This is a genomic window from Campylobacter devanensis (assembly GCF_002139915.1).
GTDB classification, from domain to species: domain Bacteria; phylum Campylobacterota; class Campylobacteria; order Campylobacterales; family Campylobacteraceae; genus Campylobacter; species Campylobacter devanensis.
In genome coordinates this window covers 1,135,620-1,156,552 of record NZ_CP018788.1, presented here as the reverse complement: position 1 = coordinate 1,156,552, position 20,933 = coordinate 1,135,620, and the positions used below count along the sequence as shown (strand labels likewise).

Sequence of the window (20,933 nt, the reverse complement as noted above, 5' to 3'; positions counted from 1 at the left end):
TAAAAAGGATAGAAAATGGCAAAAGAGATTATATTTGCAGATGATGCTAGAAATAGACTATATAATGGTGTTAAAAAATTAAGCGATGCGGTTAAAGTAACAATGGGTCCAAGAGGTCGCAATGTGCTTTTACAAAAAAGTTTTGGCGCACCAACAATAACAAAAGATGGCGTTAGCGTAGCTAAAGAGATTGAACTAGCTGATACTATAGAAAATATGGGCGCAGGCCTAGTAAGAGAAGTAGCTAGCAAAACCAACGATGAAGCCGGCGATGGCACTACTACAGCTACTGTTTTGGCTCATGCTATATTTAAAGAAGGTTTAAGAAATATCACAGCTGGAGCAAATCCAATCGAAGTAAAAAGAGGTATGGATAAATTCGCTACTGCGGTGATAAACGAGCTTAAAAACGCATCTAAAAAAGTAGAAGGCAAAAAAGAGATCGCTCAAGTAGCCACAATCTCAGCTAATAGCGACACAAGCGTTGGTGATCTAATAGCCGAAGCTATGGAAAAAGTAGGCAAAGATGGAGTTATCACAGTTGAAGAGGCTAAATCAATCAATGATGAGTTAAATGTAGTTGAGGGTATGCAGTTTGATAGAGGCTATCTAAGCCCATATTTCATCACAAATGCAGAGAAAATGCAAGTTGAGCTAAGCAGCCCATTTATACTATTATTTGATAAAAAAATATCAAATTTAAAAGATCTTTTACCAGTTTTAGAGCAAATCCAAAAAACAGGCAAACCTCTACTAATCATCGCCGAAGATATAGAGGGCGAAGCTTTAGCAACTTTAGTTGTCAATAAACTTCGTGGCGTGCTAAATATCTCAGCAGTTAAAGCACCTGGCTTTGGTGATAGAAGAAAAGCTATGCTAGAAGATATTGCTATTTTAACCGGTGGCGAAGTAATTAGCGAAGAGCTAGGTAGAACTTTGGAGAGTGCTAGCTTAAATGATCTAGGTCAAGCTGATAGAGTAGTAATCGACAAAGATAACACTACAATCGTAAATGGCGCTGGCTCAAAAGAGGCGATAGATGCTAGAATCAGCCAAATCAAAGCTCAAATAGCTGAAACTACAAGCGACTATGACAAAGAAAAACTTCAAGAAAGATTGGCCAAATTAAGCGGTGGTGTAGCAGTTATCAAAGTCGGAGCCGCTACTGAAACTGAAATGAAAGAGAAAAAGGATAGAGTAGATGACGCTCTAAACGCTACTAAAGCAGCAGTAGAAGAGGGCATCGTGATAGGCGGCGGTGCTGCTTTGATTAAGGCTGGAAATAAAGTAGATTTGAATTTAAAAGGTGATGAGCTAATCGGCGCTGATATCGTCAAGCGTGCTTTGTTTGCTCCACTTCGCCAAATCGCTGAAAATGCTGGATTTGATGCTGGTGTGGTAGCTCACGCAGTAAGCAGTGCTGATAAGGCAAATTACGGATTTAACGCTGCTAGCGGAGAGTATGTAGATATGTTTGAAGCTGGTATCATAGACCCTGTTAAGGTAGAGCGCATAGCACTTCAAAATGCTGTTAGCGTAGCTAGCTTGCTACTTACTACAGAAGCTACAGTAAGCGAAATCAAAGAGGATAAACCAGCTATGCCAGCAATGCCTGATATGGGCGGTATGGGTGGAATGGGCGGTATGATGTAAGCCCTTAAAATCTAGAATTTTATAATTCTAATCTCAAAGCTTGGGAATTTTAAATTTCCAAGCTAAGGATTTTTTGGTTATAATTATTCTAATAAATTAAAGGAGAATTGGGATATGGCAGCTTTTTTTGTATTTTTTCTTATTTTTAGTATTTTGGGTATTTTGGTTGCTCCTCTTGCTATTTATTATATATATAATACATTTTTTGTTTTGGAATATGAGAGTTCTGAAACTATAAAAAATACTGATTATAATTATGGTAAATTTCTTAAAATGAAAAATAAGATTGTAGAAATTACATATTATATAGTTGTATTTTATACTCTTGTTTTTATTTATAGTTATATTGAAAGTTTATATCTTGTCTTTAGATAACGGATTTAGCAGAGTATTGATTAAAGTTAGAATTCATAAATATGACTTCAATCTTTTGTTTTTTAATTCATATATAAAAATATATTATCTTTAATGTATTACAACTCTTATTTTCATAAAAATTTTGTTTAAGCTTTTTTTCTTTCTAAAAATTCAATTTATATATATCAATATCTTTAATTATCACAAAATTGAGTTTTAAGAGCTTTTGATTTTTTTGTGATAGATTATATTGTTTTTCTCTTTTTTCGGATTTTAAGGGGTGTTTTGTGCGTTTATGGCGGTTGTTTATATATTTTCTTGGTTACTTGTTTTTAAGGTTTTATCAAACTTAAAAATGTTCATTGATTAATGATTATTAGATTAATAAAATCATTAATTTAATAATTTTATTCTGATTTTTAGTATATTTTGCTATTATTTTAGTTATAATTTTATTAATTAAATTAAAGGAGTATCGGAATGGAAGATATGCACGATAAACAGAGAAGAGTTATGAAGATAGCAGAATTTGGAGTTCGGACTAGTGAATTTGAAAGAGATACTAGAAAAAATTTTTGGAAAAAAGGTTTTAAACCTAAAATATTTTGGATGATTGCCCCATTTGCGGTTTTTATATTATTGACAATTCTTGTCAAATATGGAGTTGTCCATAAAAATATTATACCTTATATAATGGCTGTGCCTATGATGTTTATTCCATTATTTGTTCTTCTTCCGCTTTGGATATTTCATAAGATTGGCATTACTCGTAAAGTAAAGAAATGGCTTGGAGACGACCTTGTTGATTATATTTATGGATACGCAAGATTTTGGGCGTTTTTTATTTTGTCTCTTTGGATAACATTGATTTGTCTTGGTGCGGTTGAACTCGGAAAAGGTATATTTTAGAATGATTGATTTTACAAATTGCAAAGTAAAGCACACCAAATTTTATGATGGCTTGAATGGAGAAAAGTTAGCCATATATAATGTGTGCGATGGATTTATGCTAAAATACAAAAATGAATGAGCTAATTAAAAACATAGGCTTAGGCTTATTTGTTAATGGAAGTTTCGCCTTACTAAATGGCGTTTTTACGATACAATCTTTTTTAATCACAACATTAAGTGTTGGGATTATGTGGATTTGTATAAAATTAGAAAAAAAGGAGTAGCAATGGCTGGTCAAAATCTTATTTTAGCCATAACTATCGTATTATTTGCGTTTGTTAGCTATAAAGCATATAAACAAAGCAAAAAACGAAAATCACAACACTAAAAACTTACGCCCTAATGGCGAAGCGAAAGTTTATTTGCGGAAGATATATTTTAGTAAGAAATTAAAATGAAAGAGTATATATCTGGTTGGGAAGCTTTGAATATCCCAAATGAAAAAGGCTTGGTGGCAGATTGGCATCCACTTTGCTTTTTAAGTAATAAAGATAATGTAAAAAAATATAAATATAATGAAATTCTAGGAAATAAAGGTATAAAAAAACGCTTCATACCTATGCTTAATAGAGATGAATATGTAGCTAGTTTCGCAAGGGCTATTGCTGATTTGGTCTATATGAAAGAATTCACTGGCTTGAAAAACTGCGTTAGAGACTACTTGGATGATGAAGATGAAAAAGAGCTTTTTGGCTATTTAAAGTCTATAAATTTTAATAAAGAAGTCGATGATTTTATGAAATATGAGCTTACAAAGCTTTATTTTGCTGACAAAGAATAATAATGCTAGAAGAGTATCAACAAGAAAGAATAGATTTCATTAAAAATATACTTCCATATTTTGGAGATAAATTTATTCTAAAAGGTGGAACGGCTTTAAGCTTGTATTATGGCTTAAATAGATATTCTGAGGATTTGGATTTTGATTGTTTGACTAGCAATATGAATTGTATTAATAGGCTAAAACAATGTAAAGACTTTAATAAGTGGAACATTAGCATCAAAAAAGATACTGATATGGTTTTTAGATTTATGATTGATTATGGCTCTGTTTCGCATCTAGGCAAATATCCTTTAAAAATTGAAATTAGCAGTAGAAATAAATCACTATTAAATTCAAATAGATTAAAATATAATAAATTTGATAATGTAAATGTATATTGTATAGAAGATCTTATAGAGATGAAAGCTATTGCGTTTAGTGGTAGAGACAAGATTAGAGATTTTTTTGATTTAGGATATTTATTAAAAGAATATCCGCATTATTTTAAAGAAAATACTCTGTTTAGTATAAGAGAAAAGATTATTTATTCTGGAGAAGATGAGTTAAATTTGCTACTAAAAGATGAGATATTAAATCATAAGCTAATAAGCAAATATGAGATTAATATCACAGATGGATACGCACAAGATATTTTAAATCAAATCGAAACTTTGATTATATCTGATAGCTCTAATAGGAAAAGAGATAAGCACAGACAACGCTAAATTTAAGATAAATTAGAAGATTATAATGATATAATTTCGTTATGGGGATATGCCATAGGGCTGGAACCCCTACGGCAAATTCTGTCTCCATAGAAAGGAGAAAGAATAAAATGCTAAAATTTGTATTTGCGATAATTATACTACTTTGTATAATTGTTGTCAAGGCTTATTAGCCTTGCCCCACGAAAGTGGGGAAATACAACCCCCCCCTATGGCTTTAGATAAAACTTCGTCTTTTTATATTTTTGGATATATGGATGATTACCATAAGATTTTTAATCAAAATAATATAGCATTTAAAAGCGCAAAAATTATAAAATTAATCCTCGCGCCAATCCTAATCACGCTAAACCAAGTTTAGCTATCAGGCTATCTCGCATTTGGTAGTAATCATCTTTGTCAAGCTCAAAATATATGCATTGATTATCTGTGTGAGTGGTTTGAAAATTTAGCAATCTTGCCATACGGATGGCTCGTTTGTTTTCTAGTTTGCAATATGCTTTTAGCTTTTTAAGACCTAAATTTTCAAAGCCCATATCATAAATAGCGTAGTATGCCCCAAGCGTGATTCTAGCTTCGTCTAGGTACTGTGGCATAGAGATGATTTCGCCTGGTATTGCCGTGTGAGCTTGCCAATCAATTTGCTGAAAACAAAAATACCCAATAGCCACGCCACCCACAAAAGCCATGTAATATAGCGAATTTGGCTGATTTTGGATAGAGTTAAACCATTTTAATTGCTCTTCTTTGGTGATGTGTGTACCATTTTGGCTTAGCATTAATTTAGCGATTTTAGGGTCATTTCTCCAACTTCGCAAAATCTCTATATCTTTTAGCTTTAATTTTTCGATTTTGACGCCATATCTATTAAATTCACTCATTCATCAAATCCAAAATATCACCAACAATACTTAGTTTTTTTAACTCATCAAATGTAAGCGTATAACCATAATCATCAGCCAACATTACAATTGTACTAATCTTACCCATTGAGTCCCACTCGGCTATGGAGTCTAGCGGGGTTTGCGGTGTTAGAGTCTCATCACATTCTATTACATCTTTAAATTTTGCTATTTTTGTATCCATTTTTATCCTTTTAGATCTCTATTACTGTAGCACTCCATGCAAGCCCAATGCCAAAACCAGCTATTAGAACTTTATGGCTTGGTTTTATAGTGCCATTTTCTATGGCTCTTTTTAGGGCAATTGGCACACTTGATGATGATGTGTTACCTATATTTTCTATATCAAAAATTACCTTTGAGCGCTCAAGTTTAAGCGATTTAGTAATGGCTTCTAAAATTAATAAATTTGCTTGATGAAAGACAAAAAAGTCAATATCATCACTGTTTAAATTATTTGCTTTTAGAGTTTGCCTAACTAAATTTGGTACCTCTCTAATAGTGAATAAAAAAACCTCAGGGCCATTCATTGTTAGGGCTATATCTTTTGGATCTTGCCCATTAAATGGACTAGCATAACCTCCATGGTGTTTATACATACTAAAAAATCCACTCCCATCTGTACCGCTAATCACCCGAGCAATTTTATGAGCGTTACTCTCATCAATTATCGTAGCACTAGCTCCATCACCAAAGAGTATCCTTTGAGCCATATCGCTATGCTCAAACATTTTAAAACACATATCAGCTGTACATAGTAATACTTTTTTAGCGCTATTAGATAGTATTAATGATTTAGCCACTAATAGACCATGAATGTAGCCACTACACGCTATATTTATCTCCATAGCGTTTGTTGTTTTAGGTAAATTTAGCTTATGATGAAGCAGATAGACAGTTGCTGGCTGTAGATACTCAGGAGATTGAGTGCAAAGCAATAGCGTATCTATATCGCTAAGGTCTATATCATACTCTTTACTTAAATTCAAAGCAGCTTTAGCAGCTAGGTCGCTAGTTAGCTCATCATTAGCGGCTTTGTGGCGGCTTAAGATACCAGATTTTTTATAAATTTGTTCGCAGCTCCACTCATCGCTATTAGCTAAGGTTGCAAAATATTCATTATCTACACGCTCATTTGGTAGATAGTATGCAATTTTCATATATTGCTTTCCTTTTTAACACTCAAATTTAGAATTACCAAAGCCTAAATCCCCCCCCCCTGAGCTGATTTTAAGACACTCTCCAGTAATTCTACTAGCTTTAGAACTAAGCAAAAACAAAACCGAATCAGCCACCTCTTTAGGCTCAATCAACCCAAGTGGCATTATCTCTTTTAATCGTTCATTTTGAGTTTCTTGAGATATAAATTCGCTAGTAAAGCTCTCATACATTGGTGTATTGACAAATAATGGCGCTACAGCATTTATGCGAACTCCTTTTTTAGAATACTCTTTAGCCAAACTTCGTACAGCTGAATTTAGTGCAGCCTTGCTAGCACTATATACGCTTAGACCAGGCTCAGCACCAAATGCAGCCATAGAGCTAATAGCTACTATACTAGTGTCGCTCTTGGCGTATCTACCATGCCTTAGTGCAGATTTTGCAAGCGCAAAAAATGTTAATAGATTTATATTTATTAACTCATGCATTTTGGCTAAATTTAGATCACGCAGTAGCATTGGATTGAGAGCTCCAGCACTATGAATAAAGCCATTTAATTTAAATTTGCTAGCAAATTCAGCCACGGCGCTCTCAATACTATCTAAATTATTAGAGTCAAAAACTGCTACATTATGACTGGTTTGACTTATTAAGCTTAGTTCATTTTTGAGTGAATTTAATCTTTTAATATCCCTACCAAGCAATAAGAGTCTAGCGCCCTTTTTAGCTAGAGTACGAGCTATACATCTACCTATACCTGATGTGGCACCAGTTATGATATAGGTTTTGTCTTTAAAGTCCATCTACCCCCCCCCTAATTTTTTTTGTATTTTGAAATTCAAATTTAACTCAAAAAGTCTATAAATGATATCTAAAATATATATCATCCCAAGGATATAAAAGCAAATTTCAAACTCACCACTAAATATCCCAAAGGCTAAAATCCACGCTAATAAACTCGCATCAATCCCAAGTAAAAACCCACGCTCTAAAAGCCACTTTTTTAACCCAAATCGGTGGATATTTTTAAGCTTTTTTAGACGAGCATGGATAAAATGCTTACAAAATTGCTGATGAAAAAGTAAAATAACACATATAAAACTCACTAAAAAAGCATTAATATCATATAAATATCCAGCCAAAACTATTAAACCAAACCACGCTATATAATCACTAGCATAGTCCATATAATGACCCAAAGTGCTACTTTGTCCCCTAAGCCTAGCAAGCATTCCATCTGTATGATCAGCTAAGCTATAAATAATATAAAAAATTCCACTAAGAACATTATATCCATTATAAAGCAAAGCAAAGCTTAGCAAAGTGCAAGCCATACCAAAGATTGTAATTAAATTTGGCGTAATAGCTGTATGCAAGAGTGGAGGCAAGATAAATCTTTGGATTATCAAAACTCGCCAAATATACTCAGTTATATAGTAAGTCGGACGACTCTCTAGGCGCTCAGATTTTTTTAGTTTTTCATCTAAATTCATGGTTCAATTGGTAAAAACTCACCCCAAATTTGGGCTACGCTTTTATATGTTTTTTCTATATCAAAGGCAAATTCATGCGTATTCCACGCACGTCTAAGCACCATTGCCATCTCTACTTCATTCCAAAACTCAGCTAACTTATTAGGCGCTATATTATCAATGATATATGTGCCAAATTTAGCTTTTATATAGTTTTGCAAATGCTCTACTGCGATATTTGCTACCATAAATATAAATATATAATTTGGATCTTTTAAAAGATCTTTTAAATTGGCTTTTAGCATATCTTGAGTTTCTTGTCTATTTTCTCTTATAAGAGTACAAGGATGAGATTTATCACTAAAGAATAGATCAAAAATCGTACCGTTAAAAAATCCTAAAATCTCACCATTTGGGCTAACTTTAGGTAAGATCGGATATAACTTGCAAACTAATGGACGATTGGCGTGAGGATTACAAAGCCCCTTTTTATCGCAGTGAAGCCAGTGTAGGATTATTGTTTGTCCGCCTTTTAATTTAAATTTTTCACTCTTTTTGGCTACTTCCATGCCATTTATAGCACCTGCTTTTAGATACTCTTGATACTCTATATCAAAAAGTGGTAAAGCGATGAAATTTGAGCGAATTAGCTTAAAATTTGGATTAGTAAACCCAGCACAGCAATACCCAGCGCAACTCTCATAGCACTTTGGGGCGTAAATATACTCTTTTTCATAATCCATTTTATACTCCATATGCCTCTTTTATCATCTTATCTAATGCAGCGATACTTTGGAAATTCTCTGCACTTAAAAACTTTGCATCTAAATCCTTCCCATATCGTGCCGCCATAGCAGCAACTAAGGATATAATATCAATGCTATCAATTAGCCCACAATCTAATAAATTTGAGCTATCATCACTAATATCATCTCTACCAATCTCATTTAACAAAATTTTAGCTTCACTCATTTTTTAGCGCTTCCTTGTCAATTTTTCCATTTTGATTTAGTTTGAATTTATTTTTATAGATAAATTTGCGTGGAATCATATACTCTTGGAGTTTTGATTTTAAAAATTCTTTTAAATTTGTAATCACATTAGCACTCTCATAAAATGCAATGATTTGATAATCTTTAAAAATGCACGCAACTCTATAAATATCAGGATGTGTTCCAAGTACTGTCTCAATCTCGCCAAGTTCAATTCTAAAGCCGTTAAGTTTAATTTGCGAATCTTGTCTACCATAATATATCAAATCACCATGTTCATCATATGCTACGATATCGCCAGTTTTATAGATTGGCTCAGCGTAGCTACTTTGTAAAGGATTTTGGATAAAAGCCTTAGCTGTCTTAACTGGGTCGTTATAGTAGCCATAGCTTAGCCCTGAACCTCTAATGTATAGCTCACCTTTTATATTTGGTTTAGTAATAAGTTTCATATTTTCATCAAAGACTAAAAGTTCAGTATTACTAAAAGCCTTGCCAATTGGTAAAATTTCATCATCTCTAAGCTCTCTATTAACCATATAGTATGAGCTTGCTAGAGTTGTTTCAGTAGGGCCATACATATTATAAAATTTAGCATTTTTAATGGATTTTATCCAGTAATTTAGCTGTTTTGTAGGCATCATCTCGCCACAAGATATTATCATTTTAAGGGATAAATTTGCTCCATTTAGGGCATTAGAATTAGCAAAATATATTAACACACTTGGCACCCAAAGAATGGTAGTAACGCTATTTGTGATTAGATACTCAACTACTTTAAGCGGAAAAGCAAAAATAGAGCTTGGTAAAATATGAGTAGTAGCACCAACAAAGGTATTAACATAGATATCAAAAACGCTTAAATCAAAATAAAATGGCGCTTGATTGGCTATTACATGACTATCATCGATTGCTAAATCATTCACACAAGCAATGGTAAAATCTATTAGGCTTTTATGGCTGATACTAACGCCCTTTGGCTCGCCAGTGCTTCCGCTAGTAAATAGCGTATAGGCTAAATCTGTATCAATAATTTTAACACTATTTAGAATGGTTTGATCAGGTTTAAAACCTGGTAAGTCATCAATAAAAATGGTTAATAAATCCAAATTTAGCGCTAAATCCTTGCTAGTAATAAGCAAAGCAGGGCAGAGTGTGCGAATTATTTTATCAATTCTCTCAAGTGGCATATTTTCATCTATTATAGTATAAAAATTACCACTTTTTAACACTCCAAAAAAGCTAATAATAGCCTCAATTCCCTTTGGTAGAATTATTAAAATTGGTGATTTATTGATATTTAAATTTAAAATTTGTGTAGCTAGGGCGCTACTTTTCTCATCTAGGCTAATATAAGTTATAGAGTCACTAGGGGTGATAAATGCTAGTTTTTGCGGCATGGCCTTAGCGCTTTGGCTTAGTATTTTGTGAGCTGAGTGTAGCATATTTTCCCCTTAAAATTCAGAAAATAGGGGGGGGTAGAGCCTTTAAATTTAATTTTTTGGCATAGTGATTTAAATTTCAAAGCACATAACCCTTGCAAATTTACCCCTCAATATAGTTTTTTAGTTTGCGACCAACTTTTGGGTGTTTTAGCTTTTTGATTGCTGAGCTTTCAATCTGTCTGACACGCTCTCTAGTTACATTTAATTCCTTGCCAATCTCTTCAAGAGTTCTATCACTCTCATCATCTAATAGACCAAATCTCATTCTAATTACAGCTTTTTCTCTATCATTTAACTGGTCTAAAACTTCATCAATTTGCTCTTTTAAATCAGCTTTTAATATTGCTTCCATCGGGCTTAATGCGCTTCTATCCTCTACAAAGTCACCATATTTACCATCATCTTCGCTACCTATTGGAGCTTCTAGGCTTATTGGCTCTTTGGTGATTTTGATAACTTGTTTGACCTTGTCAACACTTAGGCCAACCTCTTTAGCAATAATTGAAACATCTGGCTCTTTGCCTTCTTCTTGGACATATTTTCTATTTATCTTATTAATTCGGTTAATAGTTTCAATCATATGGATTGGAATTCTAATAGTCCTAGCTTGATCAGCGATAGCTCTGCTGATAGCTTGTCTTATCCACCATGTGGCGTATGTGGAGAATTTAAATCCCTTTTTATACTCGAATTTATCCACAGCTTTCATAAGGCCTATATTACCCTCTTGGATAAGATCTAAAAACGGCAACCCACGATTAGTATATTTTTTGGCTATGCTGACAACTAGGCGTAAATTTGATTTTGCCATTTTGGCTTTAGCGTCATCGCTGATATTTTTGCCTTTTTTGATCTGATTTAAGATATTTTTTAAATCTTTTGGATCTAGGTTAAAGCCGGTTTTGCTCGCTTCTTTGGTTTGAAATAGCTTTTTGATCTCCATATATGTAGATACCATTGTAGCTTCTGGGACTCTAGCTATTACATCTTCTTTGCTTAGTTTGGTGATATCTTTTAAGATTTGTTGGTGATTTTTTCTTAATTCAGCGCTAAACATCGGAAGTCTATACTCAAGCCTTTTAAGCTCTTTATCAAAGTCAGTATCACTTTTTAAAGCAGTTTCAATAGATTTTACAATCTCATTGATTAATTTGCTAGTTGGACCTAAATCCATTAATTTATCTTTTAAGACCTTTTTTTTGAATGTTAAATTTAGTTTTGCACTTAGATCAACTTCGTTTTCTATAGAGATATTTTGTTTTGAAGCGATTTTTAGCCAATCTTTTTTAGCTTTTTCTAATGCTTTGAAACTTTCTATTACCTTTTCAGCTCTTTTATCAAGCTTTTTAGGCTGTTTTTGTGTCTCATTTGACTCATCATCTTCTATGTAATCCTCTTCGATATCATCGTCATTTTCTTCATCAGCTTCTTCCTCATCAAAGCTTCTAAATAGCTCTTTAACTCGGCGCTCTCTATTGATTAATGGCTCTTTATAGTCTAAGATAAAATCAATTAGATATGGAACAGAGCAAAATGCATCAATGATAATATCTTCGCCTAGTTCGATTTTTTTACTAATTTCAATTTCCTCTTCTTTACTAAGAAGTGGGATCTGTCCCATCTCACGCAGATACATACGAACAGGGCTATCTGAGCGACTCCACTCAAGTAGATCGCTCTCGCTACTTAGGTCAAATTCATCCTCTAAATTAGCTTCACTAGCTTTTTGCGGGTCGGTTATAGCGGATTTTTTTGCTTCTTGAATGGTCTTTTGCTTAGCAGCTTCTACAGCGCTTATAAGCTGAATTTTGTGTAATTCAGCTAGGGATTCTATCTTTTTGATCAGTCCTGCGGTTGGGGCTTTGTCAAATAGTCTTACTAACTGCTCAAATGTTACATAGCTTTTTGCATTTTCACGAAATAGCTCTTCAATTTGCGCAAACATCTCTTTGGCTGCACTCATCAAAATATCCTTTGTATAGGCAAAATAAAATCAAGGATTATACCCAAAAATTGATTAAATAAATTTGAAATTAATAAAATAAAATATAAGTAAGATTATAGAGTGGATTTTGCGAATTTGGCTTAAATTTAGCCTAGGATCTCTCCTAGGCTTTTAGATTATCCTAGCCAAAACAGATCGCTAAATTCATTGAAATTATAGCTCTCTAAAAGCTTTTGATTATTTACTAAATCTTCTATTATTTGGCAAGTTTTTGGGCTAAATCTTGTAGCTAGATTGGCTTTAAATTTAGCTTTTAATAGCGGAATTCCCTCATCTCTTCTTCTTTTGTGGCCGATAGGGTATTCTACTTCTACTTTTTTGGATTTTGTGCCATCTTTATAGTAGATTTCAACTGCGTTTGCGATACTTCTTTTATCGCTATCTAGATACTCTTTTGTGTATCTTGGATCTACTTCTACTACCATTTTATCTCTTAGGGCATCGATGCGTGGATCTTTGGCTACGCTATCTTCATAATCATCAGCCACTAATCTACCAAATATCAAAGGCACAGCCACCATATATTGGATACAATGGTCACGATCGGCAGGATTAGCTAATTCGCCTGTTTTATTTATGATTCTATGGCCTGATTCTTGAGTGGTGATTACTATTTTTTCTATCTCATCTAGGCGATCTTTGACCTCATTATGAAGTGCCATAGCACACTCAACTGCTGTTTGAGCGTGGAATTCAGCTGGGAAGCTAATTTTAAATAGCACATTCTCCATTACATACGAGCCAAATTCTTGTGGAATTACTAGCTTTTGGCCTCTCATTTTGACATCTTCAAATCCCCAGAATTTCGCACTTAAAGCTGATGGGTAACCCATTTCGCCTGTTTTGGCTTTTAATGCTAGATCCACCCCACGACTAGATGCATCGCCAGCAGCCCAGCTCTTGCGACTACCTGTATTTGGTGCGTGGCGATATGTTCTTAGAGCACCACCATCTATGAAGGCATTTGATACAGCATTGCGAATTTCATCATAGTTACATCCTAAAAGCTTAGCCGCAACCGCAGTAGAGGCGATACGAACTAATAAAACATGATCTAGTCCAACTTTATTAAAGCAGTTTTCAAGTGCTAAGATACCTTGAATTTCGTGTGCTTTTATCATAGCTTCTAAGACACTTTTGACCTTTAATGGGGCTTTGCCTTGAGATAAATTTTTGCGACTTACATAATCAGCCACCGCCCAAATAGCACCTAGATTATCGCTTGGATGTCCCCATTCAGCCGCTAGCCAAGTATCATTATAGTCTAGCCATCTTACCATAGCTCCTACATTAAAGGCCGCACGAATCGGCTCAAGTTGATATGAAGTGCCTGGAATTTTGCTACCTAATGGGCGAAATTCCGCCCCTTCAACGCTTGGCCCAAGCAGTTTAGCGCAAGCTGGATATTTAAGAGCCAAAATCCCACATCCTAAGGCATCAATCATAGTATATTTAGCCGTTTCATACGCTAACTCACTAGTTATCTCAAAGCTATCAGCATACTTTGCGATTTTACTTAGCAACTCATCAAATTCAGGGCGTTTAGCCTCTAATATTCCCATATTACTCATTTTGTCTCCTTATCTTTGGTGTATTTGTATAAATTTCATTGGCTCAGGCCCTATGTAGTTGCTACTTGGGCGAATGAGCTTGTTATTAGCTCTTTGTTCTTTTATGTGAGCACACCAGCCACTTACTCTACTCATTATAAATATAGGGGTGAAATACTCAGTTGGTATCCCCATAAAGTGATATGCTGACGCACTATAAAAATCCGCATTTGGCGGCAAACTAGGGCGTTTTTCTTTCATTACACCCTCAATGGCTTCGCTAATAGCAAATAGCTTGTGATTATTGCTTAGGGCTTTTGACCATTTTTTGATAACGGCGTTTCTAGGATCGCCACCAACTCCATAAACCCTATGTCCAAATCCCATTAATAGCTCTTTATTAGCTAGTTTTTGATTTACTCCATTTATAGCATCTTCTACATTATCAAAGCTAGAAATTAACCCAAATGCCGCCTCATTAGCCCCACCATGAAGTGGCCCACGAAGAGCACCTATAGCACCAGCAACGGCCGAAAAAATATCGCTTTTTGTAGAGGCACAAATCCTAGCTGTAAATGTAGATGCGTTAAATTCATGCTCAGCATATAAAATTAGTGAGCAATGCATAGCTTTTACAAATTCAGCCGGTGGCGTTTTTTGGTGTAATTTTTCTAAGAAATACCCAGCTATGCTATCTTCTTTACTCTCAAAATCTATCTCTTTACCGCCATTTATATAGTTATGCCAAAAGCAAATAACGCTAGGAAGAACTCCAAGAAGGCGGATAATCTTATTATCTTGATCGCTAAAATCATCCTTTTCAGCCTCTAAAGTTCCAAGCAAAGCAACCGCACTTTGGCATACATTCATCGGATGAACGCCTTTTGGTATGAGCTTTAGCATAGCTTTAAGTTCAACGCTAAGAGGGCGAGATGCTATAATTTTGCTCTTATAATCTTTTAGCTCATTTGCGTTTGGAAGTTTAGCATATTGTAATAAATATGCAACCTCTTCAAATTCACAATGCTCTGCTAAATCCTCAATAGCATAACCATAATAATTCAACCCATTGCCAGTCCCGCAAGTACATATCGCACTCTCACCGGCTATAACTCCGGCTAATCCGCCTTGTTTTTTTGATGCTTCGCTGATACTCATTTTTTATCCTTTGCAAATAGTTGGTCTAATTTATTTTCAAATTCATAATAATCTAACATTTGATATAGCTCTTCACGAGTTTGCATGATATCTAAGACATCTTTTTGATGGCCGTTTTTGATAATGCTATTAAAGACTTCAACGGCGGCTTTATTCATCGCTCTATTAGCTGAAAGTGGATATAGCACCAGTTTTATACCTACACTTGCTAGCTCACTTTGGGTAAAATATGGAGTTTTGCCAAATTCAGTTATATTGGCTAAAACAGGCACTTTAAGAGCCTTTGTATATTCTTTATACTCTTCTAAGGTATGGACAGCCTCAGCAAATATCATATCAGCCCCAGCAGCTTCATATGCTAAGGCCCTCTCTAGAGCTTTTTGCTGACCCTCCATAGCGTGTGCGTCTGTTCTAGCCATGATTACGAAATTTTCATCAGTTCTAGCATCTAGGGCAGCTTTTAATCTATCTGTCATTTCAGATATGCTTACAAGCTCTTTATTTGGTCTGTGGCCACAACGCTTTTGAGCTACTTGATCTTCTATATGACAAGCGGCCGCTTCGGCTTTTATAAGCTCTTTTATTGTCCTAGCTATATTAAAAGCACCACCAAATCCAGTATCAACATCCACCAAAAGCGGAGTATCTACTCTTGAAGTTATGCGTCTTACATCGATTAAGACATCTTCAAGGCCTACAATCCCAAGATCAGGCAGACCATAGCTAGCACTAGCTACGCCACTACCTGATAGATATATAGCTTTTGCTCCAAGCTTTGTAGCTTGAAGGGCGCTATATGCGTTTATAACGCCTAATACCGCAAGTGGGTTATTTGAATTTACAGCTTCTCTAAAGCTTTTTCCTGGACTTTTTATACTCATTTTTTCTCCTTTATTATTGGGTAACCTAATGTCGCAATCACCTCTTTACAATGATCTAAGACGCTAGGATCTTCTATTGTTGCTGGAATTTTACATTCAACACCATCTGCTAACTCTTTTAAGCTTTTGCGCAAAATCTTGCCACTTCTAGTTTTTGGCAAGGCATTAACCACGCAAGCTAATTTAAAACTAGCAACCGCACCGATCTCTTGGCGGATTAGAGCTATGGCTCCATCTACTATTCCTCTATGATCTCTTTCAATTCCTTGTTTTAAGACTATAAATCCCATAGGAACTTCACCCTTTAAATCATCATTTACACCAATTACTGCGCACTCTGCGATATCAGGATGCTTAGATATGATCTCCTCCATCTCGCCAGTAGATAGCCTATGACCTGCTACATTGATGATCCCATCCATCCTACCTAAGACATATACATAACCATCTTTATCTATATAGCCTGTATCGCCTGTGAGATAGTAGCCTTTGAAGTGATCTAAATATCCCTTTCTATATCTCTCATCATTTTCCCAAATTCCCATTAAACAAGCCGGCGGAAGTGGTAATTTAAGGCATAAGGCTCCCTTTTTACCAGCTCCTAACTCTTTGCCATTTTCATCAAGGACTTTTAGATTAAATCCGGGCATTGGTTTTGTAGGGCTACCTGGCTTTATAGGCATCTCTTCTAATCCTAATGGATTAGCGACAATAGCCCAGCCGGTTTCGGTTTGCCACCAGTTATCTACTACTATTTTTTTGGTAACTTTCATTATCCACTTTAGAGTATCACTATCACATCTCTCACCGGCTACGAAGATTGCTTTAAGGCTATCTAAATTATATTTTTTAATAAGTTCGCCCTTAGAATCTTCTCGCCTAATAGCACGAAATGCAGTAGGCGCTGAGAATAATACATTTACCTTATACTCATCTACAATTCGCCAAAACGCAGCCGGATTAGGCGTGCGAACTGGTTTGCCCTCATATACTATAGTGGTACAACCATTCATAAGTGGCCCATAAACTATATATGAGTGGCCAACAACCCAACCCACATCGCTAGCAGCGAAGAATACATCGCCAGGTTTGGCATTATAGATATTATCCATTGACCACTTCATAGCTACGCTATGACCGCCATTTGATCTGATTACACCTTTTGGTGAGCCTGTGGTGCCTGAAGTGTATAAAATATATAGCGGATCAGTAGCTAACACTGGCACACAATCCACGCCTTTGGTTTTCTCTTCTTCGCTCTCCCAATCGATATCACGCCATGGGAGCATATTTGCCTTATATTGTGGTCTTTGCCAAATTAGACAAGTTGTAGGCTTATGCGATGACTGCTTGATGGCTTCATCTAAGATTGGTTTATATGGTATTATATTGCTTACTTCGATACCGCAGCTAGCACTTATTACAACTCTAGGCTTAGCATCTTCGATTCTAGTAGCAAGCTCATGAGCAGCAAACCCACCAAATACCACGCTATGGATAGCACCAATTCTCGCACACGCTAGCATCGCAATTACAGCTTCAGCCATCATCGGCATATATATCACAACTCTATCGCCTTTGACAACGCCTTTATTTGTTAAGATTCCAGCGACTTTAGCGACTCTATCTCGAAGTTGTCTGTATGTATATTTCTTCTTAGTATCAGTAACAGGAGAGTCATATATCAAAGCGAGTTGATCCCCTCTGTTATTGTGTATATGCAAATCTAGGGCGTTATAGCATGTATTCATACACCCACCAACAAACCATTTATAGTGATCCCCACTATCATCTAAAACTTTATCCCATTCATTATACCAATGAACTTTTTGAGCAGCTAATGCCCAGAAATTTTCTGGCTCATTAATGGAGAGATCATAAGACTCTTGATAAGGGCTAGAACTCATAGTAATCCTTTCTTGTTTTGTTAGTGCAATTATAAGGGTTTAAAAAATAAATTAAAATGTTAAATTTTGTTACAATTTGTAAATTTATGCTCATAAAATTTGAAAATTGCACAAAATTTATACAAAATTTAGTTAAAATGTTGCATAATTTAGCAAGAATTTTGAGATAAAATTTGCGTAAAATTTGATTAAATTTTTTAGTGTGTTACTATTAGTAACATTTAATAAATATGGAGATTAAAATGCTAAATGCGATGGAGAGATTTATAATAATATTTGAAAAATCTAAGCTATCAATGAGTAAATTTGCAACAATTTTAGGGAAAGATCGCCGAACTTTACTCTCATGGATAGAAAATAGCGATAAAAAATCCCCAAGCGATGAGGTAAAGTCGCTTATTTGTAGCCATTTTCGTTACAGTAAAGATATTTGGGAGTGCGATGAGAGCGAATTTTATCGCTATATTGATGGGATTGATGATGGAGATTTACGCCTTATTGATGATGGTTATGAGAATTTACTAAAGTATATTTATGAAAATGAAAATGAAGGTTCGTTGATTTTACACCCTACATTTCCAAATCCAGCATATAGAGATTTTGTAACTAGTAGTGTTTATAAAGATTTTGATAGCGATGAAGCTGCACAATATCGCAAAAAGCGTGGCCTAAAGATGCGTGCATATAGTTTTGGGGCGGCTGAGTGGTATAGTATTAAGTCTTTGTTGGAATTTTGCTTTGCAAATATTGGAAATTTCTATACAAAAGAGCAAAAAATTCAAATTTTAGAGTTGATGATTGTTACTTTTCGTGACAATCTTAATAAATCTATATATTTTTTTGATTCATATGATAAGAAAATTTATGGCCTTGATATGTTTTATCTATCGGTAAATCCTAAAGAAAAACGAATGTTTTTAAAGCTTCCTCTTGAGACTGCAATTGTTGAGATTAAAAACAGCGATCTTGTTACTAAAATACACACTCACTACACACACGCTAAAAAATGCCCCACTCATATCGATCCAAAAGATGCAGTTATGATTATGGAGTTGATTTTAAATTCTTTAAAAGATGATGAGAGTTTAGAACAAACCTGCGATAAGATAGATAAATTTAGCCCTTATGGAGCGATTTTTAAAAAGGCAATTAGTAGAAAAGTTTAAAAATTAGTAGATTATATATAGTATAATTGCGTTATGGAGATATGCTAACACCCATATTTTATAATCAGCCTACTTACTGCTTAAATCGCTATAAAAGAGTAAAATTTGGTAAATAGTCGGTAATAATTTGGCAAAAATTCAGTAAACATTAAGTAAAAAATCATTACAATTCTAAACTTATTTTTTACAAGGAGATAAAATGAAATTATTTAAACTAAGCTTAGCTGCTATTGTAGCTGCAGGTGCTTTAACAAGCGTAGCGAGTGCTGCATCACTTGAAGAAGCTATTAAAAATGTAGATGTATCAGGCTATGCAAGATATAGATTTGATAGCACAAATACTAGTAGTAGTACAGATCCTAAAAAAGACGGTACAAAAAACTACCACAGATTTACATCAGATGTAAATTTCAAATCTGCACTAGATGATAACTTCTTTGGTGTTATCGGCTTTAGATATGATAGCCGTGATTTGTCTGGTGAGAGAGCAGATGCTGCTACTCAAGTAGGCACAGCTAATCGAGGTGACACTGATGATAACTATGGTCAAACATTCAATGTTCGCCAATTCTATCTAGGATATACAGCGGGTAACACAACTATCCAAGCTGGTCGCCAAGTCCTAGGTACATTCTTCACTGATGATATGGTAGGTACTGGTATCAAAGTTCTTAATAGCGATATCAGTGGTCTGACTCTAGCTGCTATAGCATTTGATAACCTTCAAAATGATGGCGATATCCATACAAGAGACTTATTTATCGGTTCAAATGGTGCTAATGAGCATGTATATGATAGAAACCTATATGGTGTAGCTGCTATCGGCTCATATGATCCAGTAAGCTTCCAAGCATGGTACGCAGCTCTTGATAGCGTAGCTCAACTATACGCTCTTGATGTAACACTAGGAGCTAACCTAGGTGGCGCTGACCTAAGCCTACAAGCTCAATATGCTGGCTCTGCAATGTGGGCTAACAGTGTTAGAACTGAACAAACTATAACAAAAGTTCCTGTCCCAGGTGTCCCAGGTGTCCTAGTACCATCAAGCTCTCCAGTAGAACTAGATGATGCTCAATTCTTAGCTGTTAAAGTTGGCGCTAAAGCATTTGGCTTCGATGCTAGCGCAGGATATGTAAATATCAATACTCAAGGCAGTGGCGCTTCTCTAATCTCACTTGAAGACCAAGGTGCCTTCATCACAGCTGGTGAGGATCTACTAGACTATACAAAAGTTGGTGCTGATCAAAGCATCTACTTCGTAACAGCTGGCTATACATTTGCTGACAAAGTAAGAGTAGGTGCTGACTATGTAGGTTCTAGAGCTGAGGAAAGAAGTAATTATGTAGATGCATACGAAGCAGTAGCTAGAGTAGATTATAAATATAGCAAAAAACTTAACTTCAAAACTTGGTATTCATACATTGATAGAGACAACAATGGGGATGATGCTAAACACCTAAGATTTGAAGCTAGATATAACTTCTAATATAATTAGGGTTTAAATCTCTTGGGGAGCCTAGATAGCTAGGCTCCCCTTTTTTATACTTTTTATCCATTAAATTCATATAGCTTTATAAATTTCAATCATTACAAACTAAAATATCATAGATTTCTTATAAAATTTGAGTAAAAATTTAAATAAAAGTAGTCAAAAATTACCACAAGGTAATTCATTATTGCCCCGCATAAGCGAGGCTCAAGACTAATAAGCCTTGACAGCTATTACACAAAGTAGTATAATAACAACAATAATGAATTGTGGCTTCATTATCGCTCCTTTTGGGGCGTAAATTTGCCACAAGGGTCGGACCTTGTGGCAAACCCTCAAGCGTGATTATATCCTAA

At 35.0% G+C, this 20,933-nt stretch carries 19 protein-coding genes and 1 pseudogene; 7 read left to right on the top strand and 13 right to left on the bottom strand.

What is annotated here, in order from left to right; all coding sequences use genetic code 11:
• The first annotated feature begins 15 nt into the window (after positions 1 to 15).
• From groL to CIGN_RS05730, 5 genes are all read left to right on the top strand, one after another.
• The gene (groL, locus tag CIGN_RS05750; protein ID WP_086232376.1) at positions 16 to 1,653 is read left to right on the top strand and encodes a chaperonin GroEL; all 1,638 of its coding nucleotides are present in this window, start codon (positions 16 to 18) and stop codon (positions 1,651 to 1,653) included.
• Between the two features lie 114 nt (positions 1,654 to 1,767).
• The gene (locus tag CIGN_RS05745; protein ID WP_086302733.1) at positions 1,768 to 2,028 is read left to right on the top strand and encodes a hypothetical protein; all 261 of its coding nucleotides are present in this window, start codon (positions 1,768 to 1,770) and stop codon (positions 2,026 to 2,028) included.
• Positions 2,029 to 2,490: 462 nt separating this feature from the next.
• On the top strand, positions 2,491 to 2,919 hold the full coding sequence (locus CIGN_RS05740) for a hypothetical protein (RefSeq protein WP_086302731.1): 429 nt from the start codon (positions 2,491 to 2,493) through the stop codon (positions 2,917 to 2,919).
• Positions 2,920 to 3,355: 436 nt separating this feature from the next.
• The gene (locus CIGN_RS05735) at positions 3,356 to 3,742 is read left to right on the top strand and encodes a hypothetical protein (protein WP_086253714.1); all 387 of its coding nucleotides are present in this window, start codon (positions 3,356 to 3,358) and stop codon (positions 3,740 to 3,742) included.
• Positions 3,743 to 3,744: 2 nt separating this feature from the next.
• Positions 3,745 to 4,449, top strand: coding sequence for a nucleotidyl transferase AbiEii/AbiGii toxin family protein (locus tag CIGN_RS05730; protein WP_086302729.1), 705 nt, complete (start codon positions 3,745 to 3,747; stop codon positions 4,447 to 4,449).
• A 341-nt stretch (positions 4,450 to 4,790) separates the two neighbouring features.
• Here the strand turns inward: CIGN_RS05730 and CIGN_RS05725 are convergent, their stop codons facing one another.
• From CIGN_RS05725 to CIGN_RS05665, 13 genes and pseudogenes are all read right to left on the bottom strand, one after another.
• Entirely contained in the window at positions 4,791 to 5,330 is a 540-nt protein-coding gene (locus CIGN_RS05725) for a GNAT family N-acetyltransferase (RefSeq protein WP_086302727.1), read from the bottom strand.
• The gene (locus CIGN_RS05720) at positions 5,323 to 5,535 is read right to left on the bottom strand and encodes a hypothetical protein (protein ID WP_086232378.1); all 213 of its coding nucleotides are present in this window, start codon (positions 5,533 to 5,535) and stop codon (positions 5,323 to 5,325) included. Before CIGN_RS05720 ends, CIGN_RS05725 begins: the two co-directional genes overlap by 8 nt.
• A gap of 10 nt (positions 5,536 to 5,545) precedes the next feature.
• Positions 5,546 to 6,511 (bottom strand): ketoacyl-ACP synthase III, encoded by a 966-nt coding sequence (locus CIGN_RS05715; protein WP_086302725.1) that lies wholly within the window; start codon positions 6,509 to 6,511, stop codon positions 5,546 to 5,548.
• A gap of 15 nt (positions 6,512 to 6,526) precedes the next feature.
• Complete coding sequence (locus CIGN_RS05710) at positions 6,527 to 7,315, bottom strand: SDR family NAD(P)-dependent oxidoreductase (RefSeq protein ID WP_086302723.1); 789 nt, start codon at positions 7,313 to 7,315, stop codon at positions 6,527 to 6,529.
• Positions 7,316 to 8,005, bottom strand: coding sequence for a CDP-alcohol phosphatidyltransferase family protein (locus tag CIGN_RS05705; RefSeq protein WP_086302721.1), 690 nt, complete (start codon positions 8,003 to 8,005; stop codon positions 7,316 to 7,318).
• Positions 8,002 to 8,739, bottom strand: a complete 738-nt coding sequence (locus CIGN_RS05700) for a hypothetical protein (protein WP_086302719.1) — start codon at positions 8,737 to 8,739, stop codon at positions 8,002 to 8,004. Before CIGN_RS05700 ends, CIGN_RS05705 begins: the two co-directional genes overlap by 4 nt.
• Positions 8,729 to 8,956, bottom strand: coding sequence for a phosphopantetheine-binding protein (locus CIGN_RS05695; protein WP_086232383.1), 228 nt, complete (start codon positions 8,954 to 8,956; stop codon positions 8,729 to 8,731). Before CIGN_RS05695 ends, CIGN_RS05700 begins: the two co-directional genes overlap by 11 nt.
• A complete protein-coding gene (locus tag CIGN_RS05690) occupies positions 8,949 to 10,421 on the bottom strand; it encodes an amino acid adenylation domain-containing protein (RefSeq protein ID WP_086302717.1) in 1,473 nt (490 codons plus the stop codon). Before CIGN_RS05690 ends, CIGN_RS05695 begins: the two co-directional genes overlap by 8 nt.
• 100 nt (positions 10,422 to 10,521) lie before the next feature.
• A complete protein-coding gene (gene rpoD, locus CIGN_RS05685) occupies positions 10,522 to 12,384 on the bottom strand; it encodes an RNA polymerase sigma factor RpoD (protein WP_086302715.1) in 1,863 nt (620 codons plus the stop codon).
• A 158-nt stretch (positions 12,385 to 12,542) separates the two neighbouring features.
• Entirely contained in the window at positions 12,543 to 13,997 is a 1,455-nt protein-coding gene (gene prpD, locus CIGN_RS05680) for a 2-methylcitrate dehydratase (protein WP_086226520.1), read from the bottom strand.
• 9 nt (positions 13,998 to 14,006) lie between these two features.
• Positions 14,007 to 15,134, bottom strand: a complete 1,128-nt coding sequence (locus CIGN_RS05675; RefSeq protein ID WP_086302713.1) for a citrate/2-methylcitrate synthase — start codon at positions 15,132 to 15,134, stop codon at positions 14,007 to 14,009.
• Positions 15,131 to 16,015 (bottom strand): methylisocitrate lyase, encoded by an 885-nt coding sequence (gene prpB / locus CIGN_RS05670; RefSeq protein WP_086224068.1) that lies wholly within the window; start codon positions 16,013 to 16,015, stop codon positions 15,131 to 15,133. The genes CIGN_RS05675 and prpB overlap by 4 nt, the downstream gene beginning before the upstream one ends.
• Positions 16,016 to 17,922 (bottom strand): annotated as a pseudogene (locus CIGN_RS05665) (propionyl-CoA synthetase); the annotation flags it as partial.
• 242 nt (positions 17,923 to 18,164) lie between these two features.
• Here CIGN_RS05665 and CIGN_RS05660 point away from each other — a divergent pair.
• Complete coding sequence (locus CIGN_RS05660; protein ID WP_086234290.1) at positions 18,165 to 19,088, top strand: hypothetical protein; 924 nt, start codon at positions 18,165 to 18,167, stop codon at positions 19,086 to 19,088.
• Positions 19,089 to 19,287: 199 nt separating this feature from the next.
• Positions 19,288 to 20,574 (top strand): porin, encoded by a 1,287-nt coding sequence (locus CIGN_RS05655; RefSeq protein WP_086302711.1) that lies wholly within the window; start codon positions 19,288 to 19,290, stop codon positions 20,572 to 20,574.
• Positions 20,575 to 20,933 lie beyond the last annotated feature (359 nt).